The following is a 16,301-nucleotide window of genomic DNA, read 5'->3' on the forward strand; positions in this document are numbered from 1 at the left end:
GTCGGTGCGGGCGTGCGGGGACGTCCGTCCCGCGGGCGGAATCCGGCCCGCCGGGATGCGTCCGAACAGGTACCGCGACCGGACGGCGGGCCGCCCGGGGCCCGGACCAGCCGCCGGGGCCGCCGCATTCGACCAGCACAGCACACCGGACACCGCGGTGCCGCCCGGCACCCGGAGCAAGGGGGAGCCAGTGACCGGAGCCAGGGACGGCGACGCGCCCGCCGACCTGCGACTGACATCCGCGGAATGGAGCATGTGGCAGGCGTTCCGCAACGGCAGCACCTGCGATCTGCACACCGGCGAGCCGTCCCGGGACGACCCGCACGGGCAGCACCTGTGGGGGCCGGAGCGCCGGGTGCGGGCCCGGGTGGTGGCGCTGCTGCTGCTCGACGGGCCGCCGGCGCAGCCCGGCCGGGTCTCCGCGCTGAAGCTCACCGGTGCGTACATCACGGACACTCTCGACCTTGCGGGCGGCACGATCAAGCCATTCGTGGAGCTGCGGGACTGCCGGTTCGAGGCGGAGGTGGTGCTGCCGGAGAGCCGGTTCACCACGCTGCGGATGGTCAACTGCGCGCTGCCTCGGCTGGAGGCGGCCCGGCTGCACACCGAGGGCGATCTGCACCTGCCGCGCTGCGTGGTGCACTCCGGGATCCGGCTGACCGACGCGCACATCGGCACCGACCTGATGCTCAATCAGGTCGTCGCGCACAAGGACCGCCAGGGCCGCTCGATCATGGCGGACGGGCTGACCGTCGCCCAGGACCTCCAGGCCGAGATGCTGGAGTCGTACGGCGAGCTGTCTCTGCGCGGCGCCACGGTCGGGGTGTCGCTGAGCCTGCGCGGCAGCCATCTGAGCAATCCGTTCGGCCGCCGGGCGCTGAACGCCCCCCAGCTGACCGTCGAGCGCACCCTCTACCTCACCGCCGCGGGCCTGGCGAACTCGCCGTTCTCCAGCGGCGCCACGCCCCCGTACGGCATCACCCACACCCCCTCGCGCGGGACGCGGATGCAGCGGTTCGAGTGCGAGGGCGGGGTGCGGCTGGACGACGGGCGGTTCGGGGACGCGGTGGACCTGGAGCACGCGCGGTTCGTCATGGAGTCCGACCAGGAGCTGTCGCTGCGCCGTATCCAGACCCCTGAGCTGCGGTTCCTGGGCGAGCGGCCGCAGCGCGGCCGGGTGATCCTCTCCGGCGCCCGGGTCGTCAATCTTGTCGACAAATCGGCGAGCTGGCCGGGGCTGGGCGGGCTGATGATGGCCGGCTTCGCCTACGAGACGCTGATCCCGCGCGGCCACTTCCCGCTGGCGCTGCGGCTCCAGTGGGTGGCCGCCGCGACACCGGAGTACGCGCCCGAGCCGTACGAGATGCTGGCCGCCTCGCTGCGCGCCATGGGCGAGGACGCCGACGCCCGCGAGGTGCAGCTGGCCAAGCAGCGGCGGCGGCGCGAGACGCTGCCGCTGGCGGCCAAGGCGTGGGGCTTCCTCCAGGACTGGACGGTGGCCTACGGCTACCGCCCGGGGCGGGCCGCGGTGTGGATGGTGGTCCTGTGGGCGATCGGCACCGCCTACTTCTCCTCGTACCCGCCGCCGGCCCTCAAGCCCGACGAGGCGCCGGCCTGGAACCCGTACCTCTACACCCTCGACCTGCTGCTGCCGGTGATCGACCTCTACCAGGGCGGCGCCTGGAAGCCGGGCGGGGCCGCGCAGTGGGTGGCGGCCGTGCTGATCGTGCTGGGGTGGGTGCTGGCGACGACGGTGGCGGCGGGCGCCTCGCGGCTGCTGCGGCGGCAATAGCCGGGTGGGGTGGTGGCCCGCGCGGGCACAGGCTCTAGGCTTACCGACTGTGTCCTCCGTGCGCCTGCCGCTCTTCCCCCTCAACTCGGTGCTCTTCCCGGGCCTGGTGCTGCCGCTGAACGTCTTCGAGGCGCGCTACCGGGCGATGATGCGCGACCTGCTGGACCGGCCCGAGGACGAGCGCCGGTTCGCGGTGGTCGCCATCCGGGACGGCCGCGAGGTGGCGCCCACCGCCCCCGGGCTGCCGGACGCCACCGCGCCCGCCGCCGCCGGCCCGGCCGCCGGCTTCGGCGACGATCCGCTGCGCGCCTTCCACGCGGTCGGCTGCGTGGCGGACGCGGCGACCATCCGGGAGAAGCCGGCCGACGGCGGCTACGAGGTCCTGGCCACCGGCACCACCCGCTTCCGGCTGCTGTCGGTGGACGCCTCCGGGCCGTATCTGACCGGTGAGCTGGCGGAGCTGGAGGAGGACCAGGGGGACGGCGCGGGCGCGCTGGCCTCCGGGGTGGTGCGGGCGTTCCGCACGTACCAGAAGCGGCTGGCCTGGGCCAATGAGCGGACGCTGGCCGGCGGCCAGGAGCTGCCCGGCGATCCCTCGGTGCTGTCGTACCTGGTCGCCGCGGCGGCGGTGCTGGACGTACCGGCCAAGCAGCGGCTGCTGGAGGCGCCGGACACCGCGGACCGGCTGCGGCAGGAGCTGAAACTGCTTCGCCAGGAGTCGGCGGTGATCGGTAAGCTCCCGTCGCTGCCGGCCGTGGAGCTGACCCGGCAGCCGACCAGCCCCAACTGACCGGCCGGCGCCGGGCGCCCGGCGCGGTCCCCGGCCCGGGCGGTCGACCGGCGGATGTGTGGAGCGAGGCGGAGCGCGGTGGCGAAGAAGGCGAAGCAGGGCAAGAACGGCGGCCGGGCGTCCGGCGGCACGCCCGCGACGGTGGCGCTGACCGAGGCCGGCGTCCCCTTCACGGTGCACGCCTATGAGCACGACCCGGCGGCGCCGTCGTACGGCGAGGAGGCCGCCGAGGCGCTGGGGGTCTCCCCCGACCAGGTCTTCAAGACGCTGCTGGCGGACGTGGACGGCACCCTCACGGTCGCCGTGGTGCCGGTCTCCGGCTCGCTGGACCTCAAGGCGCTGGCCGCCGCGGTGGGCGGGAAGCGGGCCGCGATGGCCGACCCGGCCGCGGCCGAGCGCAGCACCGGCTACGTCCTGGGCGGGATCTCGCCGCTGGGGCAGCGCAAGCGGCTGCGGACGGTGGTGGACGCCTCGGCGCAGGGCCGGGCGACGGTCTGCGTCTCGGCCGGGCGGCGCGGGCTGGAGGTCGAGCTGGCGCCCGCCGATCTGGCCGCCCTGACCGGCGCCCGCTTCGCCCCGATCGCGCGGGGGTAGCGCGCCGGGTCCTGACGCCGTGCGCCCCCGGGTGCCGCGGACCGGGCCGTCCGGGGGCTTCCCGGCGTGCCCCGTCCCCGGATACCACCCGGGGAGGAGGTACGCCATGTCGAAGAGGACCCGTAAACGGAAGTGGCGCATCCGGAAGCGCCGGGCCAATCACGGACGCCGGCCGTCCTGAGCACCGGCCGGACGGGCCGCGTGGGTTCAGCCGGCCCGTCAGTCGGCCGTCAGCCCGCCGGCGGCTCCTGGTGGTGCCCGGACCAGTCCGGCACCACCGGGGCGTCCTCCGGATCGCGCGGCCCGAACAGCCCGGTCAGCGCGATCTGGGTGAGCATCGCGGCGATCGGCCAGGCCAGCAGCGCGCCCTTGGCCTGGAGCCGCAGCGGCCCGTCGAAGACCACCCCGGGCCCGACCTGCTTGGCGTGCGCGACCACGTCCGGCGTGGGGCCCAGCCACATCCCGGTCAGCCAGCCGAGCACGGCGGCCAGCAGCCCGCCGGCGGCCAGCGCGACCACCAGCGGGATCCCGCCGCGCCGCCGCAGCAGGAAGACCACCGCCGCGCTGACCACGCCGAAGCCGAACGCGAGCAGCAGGAACGTGCCGTCGGCGCCGATCGCCTCCTCGCCCTCGGTGTTCTTCAGGTAGACGTTGCGGGTGTCCGCGATCAGCGGGACGCGCGGCGCCAGCCAGGCCCACAGCACGCCCAGCAGCACCCCGCTCACCGCCACCAGCAGCGCGATCAGCACCGCCTCGCGCAGCTCGCGGGAGCGCTCCGGGCCGGGCCCCGCGGTGGCGCCGTGGGCGCCGGGCGCGTGGCCGCCGGGGTCCTGGTGCCCGGGGTCCTGGTGCCGGTGGGGCTCTTCGGGCGGTTGGTTCTCGGGGGGCGTCTGCGGTGCGGTCACCCCGTCATCGTGCCAGGCCGGCGCCGCGGTCCCGGCAGCAGGACGGCCGGACGGGCCGGGCGCGCCGCTCACCGCACCGCCGCCCGGCGGTACGCCCAGGTCGCCAGCGCCAGCGCCAGCACCCCGACGCCCGCGCAGATCCCCAGGTCCCCGGCGACCGCCGGCCAGTCCGGATGCGGTGCGAAGGTGCGCGCCAGCGCCTCCACGCCGTACGTCGAGGGCAGCAGATCGCGGGCCCAGCCGATCGGCTCCGGCATCCCCCCGGCCGGCAGCACGCCCAGCAGCAGCGCCGCCGACATGCCCAACTGGCCGCCCAGCGTGGCGAGTTCCTGGCGCGGGGCGAGCAGTCCGAGGGCCGCGCCGAGCCCGGACAGCGCCGCCCCGGAGAGCGGGATGACGGCGGCCAGCACCCACAGGTGCGCCATCGGCAGCTGGAAGAGCAGGCAGCCGGTGACGGCGGTGACCACCGCGCCGGGCACCGTGAACGACGCGTACGCGGCGGCCGCGCCGAGCACCACGGCGGCCGGCGGCACCGGCAGCGTCGCGTAGTGGTCCAGGCCGCCGCCGGCCCGCAGCTGCCCGAAGTACTGGGCCAGCAGGTTCAGCGCGACGAACGCCACGACCAGCACCGCCGAGCCGGAGACCACCGACCGGGCCGGATCGCCGCCGCTGACCACCCCGCGCAGCAGGACCATGATCCCCACCGACTGGAAGGTGGCGACGAACAGCAGCGGTATCCGGGCGACCCGGGCCCGGGAGAGCTGGGCGCGGTAGACGGCGCCGAGCGCGGGCAGCAGCCGGGCCCGGGGCGCGAGCGGGGCGGGCCCGCCGCCGTCCGGCCGCCCGGCGGCCCCCTCCGCGGTCCGCGCGGTCAGCACACTCACACCGTCACCCGGCCTTCCTCGCCACACCGTCGCTCCGCTCCGTACGCGTCCCGGCTCACGCCTTCACCAGCCCCTCCGCGCGCCCGCCCAGCGTGACGTAGACGTCCTCCAGGCTGGGCGTGGCCAGCGTGAAGTCGTCCAGGGCCGCGAAGGCGGGTCCGGCGGTGACCGCGGTGACCGCCGCGCGGGCCTGGTCGGCGGGGAGCCGCAGGGTCCAGCGGCGGCCGGCGGTGCGGGCGCCGGCGGCGAGCGCGGCGACCTCGGGCACGTCGAGCGGGGGCCGGTCCCGCCAGACCAGTTCCAGCCGGACCTCCTCCCCCACCAGCTCCTTCAGCCGGCCGGGGGTGTCGCAGGCGATCACCCGGCCCTGGTCGATCACCGCGACCCGGTCCAGGACGCTCTCGGCCTCCAGGACGTTGTGGGTGACCAGGACGACGGTGGCGCCGCGCTCGGCGCGCCGCCGGTCCACCGCGGCCCACACCGCGCGCCGGGCGACCGGGTCCATACCGGTCGTCGGCTCGTCCAGCACCAGCAACGGGCGCTCGCCGATCAGCGCGGTGGCGAAGCAGGCCAGCCGCCGCTGGCCGCCGGAGAGCTTCTTCAGCGCCCGGCCGGCGAGCGGTTCGAGGCCCAGCTCGGCCAGGACCGCGTCGCGTTCGGCGCGGGCCGTGCGGGTGTCCAGGCCGCGCAGCCGGCCGGTGGTCTCCACGGCCAGCGCCACCGTCAGCTCGTCCAGGGCGGTCGACTCCTGCCCGAGGTAGGCCAGCAGCCGGGCGGCCCGCTCCGGGTGGCGTACGAGGTCGTGGCCGAGGACGGTGATCGCGCCGGAGTCCGGCCGGAGCAGCCCGGTCAGCTGGCGGACCAGGGTGGACTTGCCGGCGCCGTTGGGCCCGAGCAGTCCGAAGATCTCGCCGCGCCGGACGTCCAGGCTGATGCCGTCGCTGGCGCGTACCGCGGGCGCCCGGTCGGCCCCGCGCCGCCCGCGCAGCGCGGGATAGGTCTTGACCAGGTCCCGGACGGCGCACACCGGCGCGCCGCTGTCCACCTGTTTTGCGCCCGTCTTCACGAGCTACGAGGGTACGCGGCCCGGCGGGCGCGGCCGCCCCGGGGGCTGTGCGGCGCCGGGCGCGCACAGCCGGCGCACAGCTTTCCGGCGGCGGTCAGCCGGCGTCCGCGCCGTGCTCGGCGGCGCTGCGGAGGTCCACCTCGCGCCAGAAGCCGGCCCGGATGGCGTACCGGTCGTGCTCGTCGATCTGGTCGTCCTTGTGGGCGAGCAGGCCGAAGCGGGCGGCGTAGCGGAGCAGTTCCCCGTCGATGCGGTGCGGGATGCGGGGGTACTCGGCGGAGAGCTGCGGGAGGTGGGCGGGGTCGGCGAGGCGTTCGGTCCAGCGGCGGGCGAAGACCTGGCCGACCTCGAACGGGTCGCCACTGACCGCGGTGATGTCCTCCTCGCGGTCGGCCCAGCGCTGCTCGGCGCTGGTGAGCTGGGCGAGGGTGGGCAGCCCGGCGGTCGCCTCCGGCTCGCCGAGCGGCCCGCCGCGCTCGATCCAGCCCTTGTCGGAGGACCAGCGGAGGGTGGCGGCGGGGGTGACGGCGGGCTGGCCGTTGCGGTCGGCGTTCCGCTCGGCGGGCGGGCGGCCGAGGACGGCGAGGTCCTTGGGGGTGGGGACGCCGCGGGACGGGCCGGAGCCGGAGTCGCCGGAGGAGGGGGCGCGGTCGCCGGCCGGGGCGGGGCGGGCGGAGCCGTTGGCGCCGGACCGGGGCTCGGTGTCCGGGCCGGAGCCGGCCGCGGCGGCCGCGGCGGCGACCGCGGTCTCCGGGAGCGGCGCGGAGAGGATCGCGGCGATCTCCGGGCGCGGGGCGGGCGGCGGGGCGCAGGAGCCGCCCAGCTCCTTGGCGCGGACCGCGCGGGTGATCCAGGCGCGGTCCAGGACCCGCCGCTCGTCGGCCTCGGCGACCAGGTCCTCGGACTGGTTGTAGTCGCCGTCGGCGGCCTGGACGGCCCAGAGGTGGACCGCGACGCCGTGCTCCTTGGCGGACATCAGGCCCGGCAGCAGATCGCCGTCGCCGGTGACCAGCACAATGTCGGAGCAGGCGCGGTTGCGGGCGAGTTCGGTCAGCTCGGCGTGCATGGCGGCGTCCACGCCCTTCTGCGCCCAGCGGCCGTCGCTGCGGGTCAGGGCGCCGAGCCGGACGGTGACCCGGGGCATCACGCGCAGCCGGCGGTGCTCGGGCTGCGGGACGCGGTCGGGGGCGCCGTCGAACCAGTAGATCCGCAGCAGCGGCCGTTCGGTGTCGGCCTCGGCGCGCTGGCGCAGGCCCTGGATGAGGGCGGCGTGGTCGACGGTGATCCGGGACCGGGCGGGCTCTCCGGCGAGCAGGCTCGCGGCGGCACCGAGCAGATACCCGGCGTCCACCAGGACGACGCAGCGGTCCACGTTCCACCCTCTTCCCATGAGGTGCTGAAGTCCGGTCGCCCCCCGGCTCGGCCCGTGGCACGAGTGCTCTTCGGCTTCCTTCGAGTCTGCCCGACCGGGCGGGGGTTATCTGTGCGAACTCGATCTTCGGCGTGGCGGATTCGGCGCGCGGGGGGCGCACGGCGGGCAACTGCCGCTCTCACTCAGGGTAATTGCCCGAAATGCAGGGAAGTGTCGGGCGTGTAAGGCTGATTCCGGCCGATCCCAGGATCCCCCCACAGGAGGCACGATCATGGCCAAGGACAAGAAGGACCGGAAGCAGCCGAAGGCGGAGCGGGCCGAGCGCGGCCGGGCGCAGTCGGAGAAGTCGGCTCTGGACGCCATCTCGCACTCCCCGGCCCAGGGCGGCGCGGCGGACGGCGGGCGCAAGCACCAGCGCCGCTTCGGCCACAACTGACGCCCCGGCGCGGCCGCTTCACCGGCCGCCCGGACCGCGCCACCGGGGACACCAGGGGCGCGCCCGCGGTGTGCGGGCGCGCCCCTGACGCGTACGCGGGGCCGGGACGGCGGCGCGGCCGCCCCGGCAGGAGGCTCAGCCGGCCAGGCAGGACGGGCCGAGCAGCACCTTCAGATCGCCGAACAGCGACGGGTCGGCGGTGACCCGGTGGCGGTCCAGGCGCAGCAGGGTGGTCTTGCGGGTGCCCTGGAGCTTGATCCGGACCTCGGTGGAGCCGCGGTGGCTGCTGAGCACCTCGCCGAGCTTCTCGACCATCGGCGGGGTGACCTTCACCGCCGGGATGGTGATCGTCACGGGGGCGTCCGCGCCGGCCTCGGAGAGGTCGGGGACCATCAGCTCCATGGCGACCAGCCGCGGCACGTCCTCCCGCTTGTCCAGCCGGCCCTTGACGAACACCACGGCGTCCTCGACGAGTTGGGTCGAGACGAGCTGGTACGTCGCCGGGAAGAACATGCAGTCCAGCGAGCCGGCCAGATCCTCGACGGTGGCGATCGCCCAGGCGTTGCCCTGCTTGGTCATCTTCCGCTGGAGGCCGGAGATGATGCCGCCGATGGTGACGATCGAGCCGTCGGCGTAGTCGCCGCCGGTGAGCTGGGAGATGGCGGCGTCGGCCTTGTCGGCGAGTACGTGCTCCAGGCCGAAGAGCGGGTGGTCGGAGACGTAGAGGCCGAGCATCTCGCGCTCCTGCGCGAGCAGATAGGTCTTGTCCCACTCGTCGTCGGAGAACTGCACGTCCAGCCCGAAGCCGGGGCCGTCGTCGGCGGCGTCGTCGCCCATCCCGCCGAAGAGGTCGAACTGCCCCTCGGCCTCCTTGCGCTTGACCTGGACGACGTTGTCGATCATCGGCTCGTAGTGCGCCATCAGCCCCTTGCGGGTGTGGCCCAGCTCGTCGAAGGCGCCGGCCTTGATCAGCGATTCGGTGGTGCGCTTGTTGCAGACCACCGCGTCGACCTTGTCGAGGTAGTCCGGGAACGAGGCGTACTTCCCCTTGGCCTTGCGGCAGCGGATGATCGAGTCGACGACGTTCTGGCCGACGTTCCGCACCGCGGTGAGGCCGAAGAGGATGACGTCGTCGCCCTGGGCGGCGAAGTTGGCCTCGGATTCGTTGACGTTCGGCGGGAGGACCTTGATGCCCATCCGGCGGCACTCGTTCAGATAGACCGCGGACTTGTCCTTGTCGTCGCGCACGGACGTCAGCAGCGCGGACATGTACTCGGCCGGGTAGTTGGCCTTCAGATAGGCGGTCCAGTAGGTGACCAGGCCGTACGCGGAGGAGTGCGCCTTGTTGAAGGCGTAGCCGGCGAACGGGACCAGGACGTCCCACAGCGCCTGGATGGCCTCGTCGGAGTAGCCGTTCTTCTTGGCGCCGGCCTGGAAGATGGTGAAGTTCTTCGCCAGCTCCTCGGGCTTCTTCTTGCCCATCACGCGGCGCAGGATGTCGGCCTCGCCGAGCGAGTAGCCGGCGATGATCTGGGCGGCCTTCTGGACCTGCTCCTGGTAGACGATCAGGCCGTAGGTCAGACCCAGGGTCTCCTTGAGCGGCTCCTCCAGCTCCGGGTGGATCGGGGTGATCTCCTGGCGGCCGTTCTTCCGCTCGGCGTAGTTGATGTGGGAGTTCATGCCCATCGGGCCCGGGCGGTACAGGGCCGAGACGGCGGAGATGTCCTCGAAGTTGTCGGGCTGCATCTGGCGCAGCAGCGAGCGCATCGGGCCGCCGTCGAACTGGAAGACGCCGAGGGTGTCACCGCGGCAGAGGAGTTCGAAGGTCTTGGGGTCGTCGAGCGGGACGGAGAGCAGCTCCAGGTCGATGCCCTTGTTGGCCTTCACCATCTTCAGGGCGTCGTCCATGATGGTGAGGTTGCGCAGGCCCAGGAAGTCCATCTTCAGCAGGCCGAGCGATTCGCACTGCGGGTAGTCCCACTGCGTGATGGTGACGCCGTCGGTGTGCCGCACCCAGACCGGGGCGTGGTCGATGATCGGCTCACTGGACATGATCACGCCGGCCGCGTGCACACCCATCTGCCGGACCAGGCCCTCGACGCCCTTGGCGGTGTCGATGACCTTCTTCACGTCCGGTTCGTTCTCGTACATCCCCCGGACCTCGCCCGCTTCGTTGTAGCGGGGGTGCTGGGGGTTGGTGATGCCGTCGAGGTCGATGCCCTTGCCGAGGACGTCGGCGGGCATGGCCTTGGTGATCCGGTCGCCCATGGCGTACGGGTAGCCCAGTACGCGGGCGGAGTCCTTGATGGCGTTCTTCGCCTTGATCTTGCCGTACGTGCCGATCATGGCGACCTTGTCGGCGCCGTACTTCTCGGTGACGTACCGGATCACCTCGACGCGCCTGCGCTCGTCGAAGTCGATGTCGACATCGGGCATGGAGACGCGCTCGGGGTTGAGGAACCGCTCGAAGATCAGGCCGTGCTCGATCGGGTCGAGGTCGGTGATGCCCATGGCGTAGGCGACGATCGAGCCGGCCGCGGAGCCGCGGCCGGGGCCGACCGCGATGCCGTTGTTCTTCGCCCACATGATGAAGTCGGCGACGACGAGGAAGTAGCCCGGGAACCCCATCTGGATGATGACGTCCATCTCGTACTCGGCCTGCTTGCGGCGGTCCTCGGGGACGCCGCCCGGATACCGGCGCTCCATCCCGCGCCGGACCTCCTCCTGGAACCACGTGACCTCGGTGTAGCCCTCCGGGATGTCGAACTTCGGCATCAGGTCGCGCTTTTCGAACATGCCGGTGGTGTCGACCTGCTCGGCGACCAGGAGGGTGTTGCGGCAGCCCTCCTGCCACGCGTCCGAGGAGTCGATGGCGTACATCTCGTCGGTGGACTTGAGGTAGTAGCCGGTGCCGTCGAACTTGAAGCGGTCCGGGTCGGAGAGGTTCTTGCCGGTCTGGATGCACAGCAGCGCGTCGTGGGCGGTGGCCTCGTGCGCGTAGGTGTAGTGCGAGTCGTTGGTGACCAGCGGGGGGATGCCGAGCTTCTTGCCGATCTCCAGCAGGCCGTCGCGGACCCGGCGCTCGATCTCGATGCCGTGGTCCATCAGCTCCAGGAAATACCGGCCCTTGCCGAAGATGTCCTGGTACTCGGCCGCCGCCTTCAGCGCCTCGTCGAACTGGCCCAGCCGCAGCCGGGTCTGCAGCTCACCGGACGGGCAGCCGGTGGAGGCGATCAGGCCCTCGGACCACTGGGAGAGGGTCTCCTTGTCCATCCGCGGCCACTTCTGGAGCCAGCCCTCCTTGTACGCGTCGGAGGAGAGGCGGAAGAGGTTGTGCAGACCGGTCTTGTCCGCCGCCCAGATGGTCTTGTGGGTGTAACCACCGGAACCGGAGACGTCGTCGCGCTTCTGGTGCGGCTGGCCCCACTGGATCTTGCGCTTGTTGCGCCGCGACTCGGGCGCGACATACGCCTCGATACCGATGATCGGGGTGATCCCGGCCTTCTTCGCGGAGTGGAAGAAGTCGTACGCGCCGTGGAGGTTGCCGTGGTCGGACATGGCGATATGTGTCATGCCCATGTCCTGGCACGCCTTGAACATGTCGGACAGCCGCGCCGCACCGTCCAGCAGGGAGTACTGGGTGTGCACGTGCAGGTGCGTGAAGGGGGGCCTGGACGAGGTGGCCACGGCGCTGAACCTCCGGTAGCGGCAGTTGTCGGGGGGCTGGGAAAGCGGTGTCGGAAGGGGTCGCGAGGGATGGCTGGGACGGTCTCGAAGTCTACGACCCGGCACTGACAACGAGCGCCCGCCGCGGGGCGCACCGGCCCGTCCCGGCCACCTCGCGCCGGGCCCCCGCGCCGGGGCCCCCGCGGCGGCCCCGGTGCCGCTCCGGCCCGCCGCATGGCAGACTCGCAGCGATGGACATCTCGGCGGCACACCTGCGGGCACTGCGCGCGGCGCTCTTCGCGGCGCTGTGCGTGACGCTGTCGTCGGCGTCCCACGTCCTGCTCTCCAGGATGCCGCTGCCGCCGGTCACCGTGGGCGCGACCGGCGCGGCGGTGTTCGCGCTGGCCTACGCGCTGGCCGGCCGGGAGCGCGGCTTCGGCCGGATCGCCGGGCTGCTGCTCCCCCTGGAGCTGGCCGCGGACGCGGTCTTCAGCCTGGGCCAGCACACCTGCTACGGCTCCGGGGGCACCCACCCCGTTCCGCTGCGCTCGCTGGGCGCGGTGCTGTTCTGCGGCGGCGGCCCGGTCGGCGGCCCGCTGGCCCGGCTGGCCCAGGAGGGCGGCACCCCGGCCCCGGTCTGGCTGCTGCTGCTCGCCGGGCATCTGGCCGTGGGCCTGCTGGCGGCCGCCTGGCTGCGCCGCGGCGAGGCCGCCCTGGTGCGGCTGCTGGGCGCGGTGGCCGGTTTCGCGTTCCGGCCGCTGCTGATCGCGGCCGCGGTCCTGGGCCGCGTTCCCGCACCGCGCCGCGCGGTGCCCGCCCCCGTACGGACCGGGCCGCCCGCCCGGTCCGCTCCCCTGCTCGTGCACTCCGTGGTGCGCCGCGGGCCGCCCTGCGCGCTCGCCGCCTGACGGCCCCTCCCGGCCCGGCGGCCCCGTACGCCCCGCTACGGCGCGTACGCCCCCCAGCACGCACCCGTCCCACGGACCACACCATCCACGGAGCAGAACAGTCATGAGCAACCGCAACACCCAGGCCAACAAGCAGGCGGCCCGCGAGCGGCTGCGCGCCGAGCGCGAGCGGCAGGCCAAGAAGGAGCGCACCCGCCGGCAGCTGATCGTCGCCGGCTCGGTCGTCGCCGTCCTGGCGGTGGCCGGCGGCATCGGGCTGGCCGTCGCCACCTCCGGCGGCGGCGACAGCGGCGGCTCGGGCCCGGACGTCTGGGCCAAGGCCGCCAAGGCCAAGCCCGTCCCGCCCGCGCACACCGCCGGCACCAACGGCACCACCGTCGTGATAGGCAAGCCGGACGCCAAGAACACCCTGGAGCTCTTCGAGGACCCGCGCTGCCCCGGCTGCGCCGCCTTCGAGCAGACCGCCGGCGCCACGGTGGAGAAGGACATCAGCGACGGCAAGTACAAGGCGCAGTACCACATCGGCACGTTCCTGGACGGCAACCTCCAGGGCACCGGCTCGAAGAACGCGCTGAGCGCGCTGGGCGCCGCGCTGAACGTCTCCCCCGACGCCTTCCTGAAGTACAAGTACGCGCTGTACTCGAAGGAATACCACCCGGACGAGACCGGCCCGGACAAGTTCGCCGACGACAGCTACCTGATCAAGGTGGCCGACACCGTCCCCGCGCTGAAGGGGAACGCCGCCTTCCAGAAGGCCGTCAAGAACGGCACGTACGACGCCTGGGCGATGGCGATGTCGAACGAGTTCGACTCGCACAAGGACGTCCACAGCACCCCGTCGCTCAAGCTCAACGGCACGCTGCTGGGCACCGACAGCCCGCAGGGCAAGGTCGCGCCGTCCACGGTGGCGGACTTCAACACCATGGTGGACAAGGACCTGAAGAAGTAGGGCCGTTCACGACGTGCGTACCGGCATCGGCCGGCGTGCCCCGCGCACGCCGGCCGATGCCAAATCTTGACCCGGTTTCCCGCCGTGCTCATGGCAGACTCCCGGCGCACCGTTCCACCCGCGCCGGACCGAAGGAATCGGACACCCCCCATGAGCAACCGGAACTCTCAGACGACCAAGCAGGCCGCCCGCGAGCGGATCCGCGCCGAGCGCGAGCGGGAGAAGAAGAAGGAGCGGCTGCGCCGCCAGCTCGTCGTGGCGGTCTCGGTGGTCGGCGTGCTGGCCGTCGCCGGCGGCATCGGCTTCGCCGTCATGAAGGCGAACGCGCCGACCGGCTGGGAGGCCGCCAAGGAAGCGAAGCTGGTCGCCCCCGCGCACACCCAGGGCCCCAACGGCACCGAGATCCTGATAGGCGACAAGAACGCCAAGGAGACCCTGGAGGTCTTCGAGGACGTCCGCTGCCCGGCCTGCGCGGCGTTCGAGCAGAGCACCGGCGAGGAGCTGCTCAAGGACATCCACGACGGCCGCTTCAAGGTCCGCTTCACCATGTACACGTTCATCGACTCCATGCAGGGCGGCGAGGGCTCGAAGAACGCGCTGAGCGCGCTGGGCGCCGCGCTGAACGTCTCCCCCGAGGCGTTCCTGAAGTACAAGTCGGTGCTGTACTCGGCCAAGTACCACCCCGACGAGCGCGAGGACCTCTACGCCAAGGACTCCGAGCTGCTCAAGGCGGCCGCCGACGTGCCCGAGCTGAAGGGCAACGCCGCGTTCGAGAAGGCGGTGAAGAACGGCACGTACGACCGCTGGACGATGGAGATGACCGCGCTCTTCGGCCGCAAGGGCGTCCGCGGCACGCCGACCTTCATGCACGGCGGCAAGAAGCTGGCGATGGCCGAGATCCCGCAGCGGCAGATGACCCAGGAGCAGTACAACGAGCTGGCCCGGGCCAACTTCCGCACGATGATCGACAAGGAGTTCGGCCCGGCGCCCGGCAAGGACGGTGCCAAGGACGGCGGCGGGAAGGACGCGGGCAAGGACGGCGGCCAGGGCATCGCCAAGGGCGAGAAGGACCCCACCGGCGGCCACTGACCGCGCGGCCGGGCCGCCCCGCCGTCCCGCCGGCGCGGGACGGCCGCCGGGGATCAGCCGCGCTCCGGCAGGTCCGCCAGGAAGCCCAGCGCCACCTTCCAGGCCCGCTCCGCCGCCTCCTCGTCGTAATCCGGCAGCCCGGCGTCGGTGAAGAGGTGGCCGGCGCCGGCGTACCGGAACACCTCCACGTCCGCCCCGGCCCGGCGCATCCGCAGGTACCAGGCGTTCAGCCAGTCGTGCGGCTCGTACGGGTCGGGGTCGGCGACGTGCAGCTGGACCGGCAGGTCGTCGGCCGAGGCGTCGTCGGCGAGGTCGGAGGTGCCGTGCAGCAGGAGCAGGCCGCGGGCCTTCTCGTCGGCCAGCGCGAGATTCTGCGCGACCGCGCCGCCGAACGAGAAACCGGCGTAGACCAGCCCGCGGTCGGAATACGGGGCGGCGGCCGCCACCGCCCGGCGCAGCAGCTCCTCCTTGCCGATCTCGTCCTTGATCACGATGCCGTCCGGCACCGAGTCGGCGGTCCGGCCGCCGAAGAGATCGGGGACGATCACCTCGTGCCCCGCCGCCCGGAGCCGGTCCGCGGCGGCGTGCACCGCGGGGCGCAGCCCGCACACCGAGTGGAACAGCACGACGGTGGGGTACCCGCTGGATACGGGCTCGGTGGAGGCGGGCACAGACATCTCACTTCCCTGGGTTGGATCGCTCTTCCCCCATCGTGCCAGTTACGGTCGGCGGTACCGCCCCGAGCACACCCACCGAGGAGGAGTCCTGTGTCCCTGGAGGCCGTGCTGCGCCCGATCCTCGTCATCGGCGGCTCGATCGCGCTCACCGTGGTCGTGGTCTGGCTGATCGACCGGGCGCTGCAGCGCATCGACCACCGGCACCCGGAGACCCCCCTGTGGGGCCTGCTGCGGCGCTGCCGGATACCGCTCCAGGCGCTGCTCGCCGCGGCCCTGCTGCTCGGTTCGTACGACCAGACCCGGATCCCGGTGGTGGTCCACCACGCGGCCGGTATCGGCCAGGCGCTGACGCTGGTGCTGATAGCCGCGACCGCCTGGCTGCTGGTGCGGGCCGCGGCGGCCATCGTGGAGTCCTCGTACACCCGCTACGCGGCGAGCGCGCGGGACGCGGCGCGGGTGCGGCGGGTGCGGACGCAGGTGACGCTGATCCAGCGGGTGGTGACCGCCGCGGTGATCGTCGTCGCGGCCGCCTCGATGCTGCTGACGTTTCCGCAGATGCGGGCGGTGGGCACCTCGGTGCTGGCGTCGGCCGGGCTGGTCGGCATCGTCGCCGGTATCGCCGCCCAGTCCACGCTCGGCAACCTCTTCGCCGGGCTGCAGATCGCGTTCGGCGACATGGTGCGCATCGGGGACACCGTGGTGGTGGACGGCCAGTGGGGCACGGTCGAGGAGATCACCCTGACGTTCCTGAGCGTGCGGACGTGGGACGAGCGCCGGATCACCATGCCGGTGTCGTACTTCACCAGCAAGCCGTTCGAGAACTGGTCGCGCGGCGGCGCCCAGATGACCGGCGCGGTCTTCTTCCACCTCGACCACTCCGCCCCGGTGGAGAAGATGCGCCAGCACCTGCACGAGCTGCTCCAGGAGAGCCCGGAGTGGGACGGCCGAGCCTGGAGCCTGGTGGTCACCGACACCACCCCGTCCACCATCGTGGTGCGCGCGCTGGTCACCGCGCGGGACTCGGACGCGCTGTGGACGGTGCGCTGCCAGGTCCGCGAGCGGATGATCGACTGGCTGCGCGCCGAGCACGCCTACGCGCTGCCGCGGATCGCCACCGCCCCGGCGCCGGCCCTCAGGGACGGGCCGGAGGGCGGCCGGCAGCACTGACCGGCC

14 protein-coding genes are annotated in these 16,301 nt (G+C 73.2%); 8 read left to right on the forward strand and 6 right to left on the reverse strand.

Annotated elements, in window-relative coordinates; all coding sequences use genetic code 11:
• Nucleotides 1-190: 190 nt before the first annotated feature.
• The 3 genes from ADL22_RS20235 (at nucleotide 191) to ybaK (ending at nucleotide 3,176) form a co-directional block, all read left to right on the forward strand.
• Complete coding sequence (locus ADL22_RS20235; RefSeq protein ID WP_066981404.1) at nucleotides 191-1,792, forward strand: oxidoreductase; 1,602 nt, start codon at nucleotides 191-193, stop codon at nucleotides 1,790-1,792.
• A gap of 49 nt (nucleotides 1,793-1,841) precedes the next feature.
• A complete protein-coding gene (locus ADL22_RS20240; protein ID WP_066981406.1) occupies nucleotides 1,842-2,582 on the forward strand; it encodes an LON peptidase substrate-binding domain-containing protein in 741 nt (246 codons plus the stop codon).
• 78 nt (nucleotides 2,583-2,660) lie between these two features.
• Nucleotides 2,661-3,176, forward strand: coding sequence for a Cys-tRNA(Pro) deacylase (ybaK, locus tag ADL22_RS20245; RefSeq protein WP_066981407.1), 516 nt, complete (start codon nucleotides 2,661-2,663; stop codon nucleotides 3,174-3,176).
• A gap of 230 nt (nucleotides 3,177-3,406) precedes the next feature.
• On the opposite strand, the gene ADL22_RS20250 is transcribed toward ybaK, so the two are convergent.
• From ADL22_RS20250 to ADL22_RS20265, 4 genes are all read right to left on the reverse strand, one after another.
• The gene (locus ADL22_RS20250; protein WP_066981410.1) at nucleotides 3,407-4,081 is read right to left on the reverse strand and encodes a DUF2567 domain-containing protein; all 675 of its coding nucleotides are present in this window, start codon (nucleotides 4,079-4,081) and stop codon (nucleotides 3,407-3,409) included.
• Nucleotides 4,082-4,149: 68 nt separating this feature from the next.
• Nucleotides 4,150-4,965, reverse strand: coding sequence for an ABC transporter permease (locus tag ADL22_RS20255; RefSeq protein ID WP_079064285.1), 816 nt, complete (start codon nucleotides 4,963-4,965; stop codon nucleotides 4,150-4,152).
• A 55-nt stretch (nucleotides 4,966-5,020) separates the two neighbouring features.
• Nucleotides 5,021-6,031 (reverse strand): ABC transporter ATP-binding protein, encoded by a 1,011-nt coding sequence (locus tag ADL22_RS20260; protein ID WP_420711579.1) that lies wholly within the window; start codon nucleotides 6,029-6,031, stop codon nucleotides 5,021-5,023.
• Between the two features lie 94 nt (nucleotides 6,032-6,125).
• The gene (locus tag ADL22_RS20265) at nucleotides 6,126-7,403 is read right to left on the reverse strand and encodes an NYN domain-containing protein (RefSeq protein WP_066981417.1); all 1,278 of its coding nucleotides are present in this window, start codon (nucleotides 7,401-7,403) and stop codon (nucleotides 6,126-6,128) included.
• 271 nt (nucleotides 7,404-7,674) lie between these two features.
• On the opposite strand from ADL22_RS20265, the gene ADL22_RS35795 reads away from it, so the two are divergent.
• Nucleotides 7,675-7,839: a hypothetical protein gene (locus ADL22_RS35795; protein WP_199836343.1), complete on the forward strand. Its 165-nt coding sequence runs from the start codon at nucleotides 7,675-7,677 to the stop codon at nucleotides 7,837-7,839.
• Nucleotides 7,840-7,974: 135 nt separating this feature from the next.
• Here the strand turns inward: ADL22_RS35795 and dnaE are convergent, their stop codons facing one another.
• Nucleotides 7,975-11,526, reverse strand: coding sequence for a DNA polymerase III subunit alpha (gene dnaE / locus ADL22_RS20270; RefSeq protein ID WP_066981422.1), 3,552 nt, complete (start codon nucleotides 11,524-11,526; stop codon nucleotides 7,975-7,977).
• Between the two features lie 230 nt (nucleotides 11,527-11,756).
• On the opposite strand from dnaE, the gene ADL22_RS20275 reads away from it, so the two are divergent.
• The 3 genes from ADL22_RS20275 (at nucleotide 11,757) to ADL22_RS20285 (ending at nucleotide 14,451) form a co-directional block, all read left to right on the forward strand.
• Complete coding sequence (locus tag ADL22_RS20275; protein ID WP_066981425.1) at nucleotides 11,757-12,413, forward strand: hypothetical protein; 657 nt, start codon at nucleotides 11,757-11,759, stop codon at nucleotides 12,411-12,413.
• A 103-nt stretch (nucleotides 12,414-12,516) separates the two neighbouring features.
• Complete coding sequence (locus tag ADL22_RS20280) at nucleotides 12,517-13,362, forward strand: thioredoxin domain-containing protein (protein WP_066981429.1); 846 nt, start codon at nucleotides 12,517-12,519, stop codon at nucleotides 13,360-13,362.
• Nucleotides 13,363-13,512: 150 nt separating this feature from the next.
• On the forward strand, nucleotides 13,513-14,451 hold the full coding sequence (locus ADL22_RS20285; RefSeq protein WP_066981432.1) for a thioredoxin domain-containing protein: 939 nt from the start codon (nucleotides 13,513-13,515) through the stop codon (nucleotides 14,449-14,451).
• 53 nt (nucleotides 14,452-14,504) lie between these two features.
• Here the strand turns inward: ADL22_RS20285 and ADL22_RS20290 are convergent, their stop codons facing one another.
• Entirely contained in the window at nucleotides 14,505-15,128 is a 624-nt protein-coding gene (locus ADL22_RS20290) for a dienelactone hydrolase family protein (protein ID WP_066981435.1), read from the reverse strand.
• A 96-nt stretch (nucleotides 15,129-15,224) separates the two neighbouring features.
• On the opposite strand from ADL22_RS20290, the gene ADL22_RS20295 reads away from it, so the two are divergent.
• The gene (locus tag ADL22_RS20295; protein WP_066981711.1) at nucleotides 15,225-16,295 is read left to right on the forward strand and encodes a mechanosensitive ion channel family protein; all 1,071 of its coding nucleotides are present in this window, start codon (nucleotides 15,225-15,227) and stop codon (nucleotides 16,293-16,295) included.
• Nucleotides 16,296-16,301 lie beyond the last annotated feature (6 nt).

This window comes from Streptomyces sp. NRRL F-4489 (assembly GCF_001509485.1).
In the GTDB taxonomy this organism is placed as follows: Bacteria; Actinomycetota; Actinomycetes; order Streptomycetales; family Streptomycetaceae; genus Streptomyces.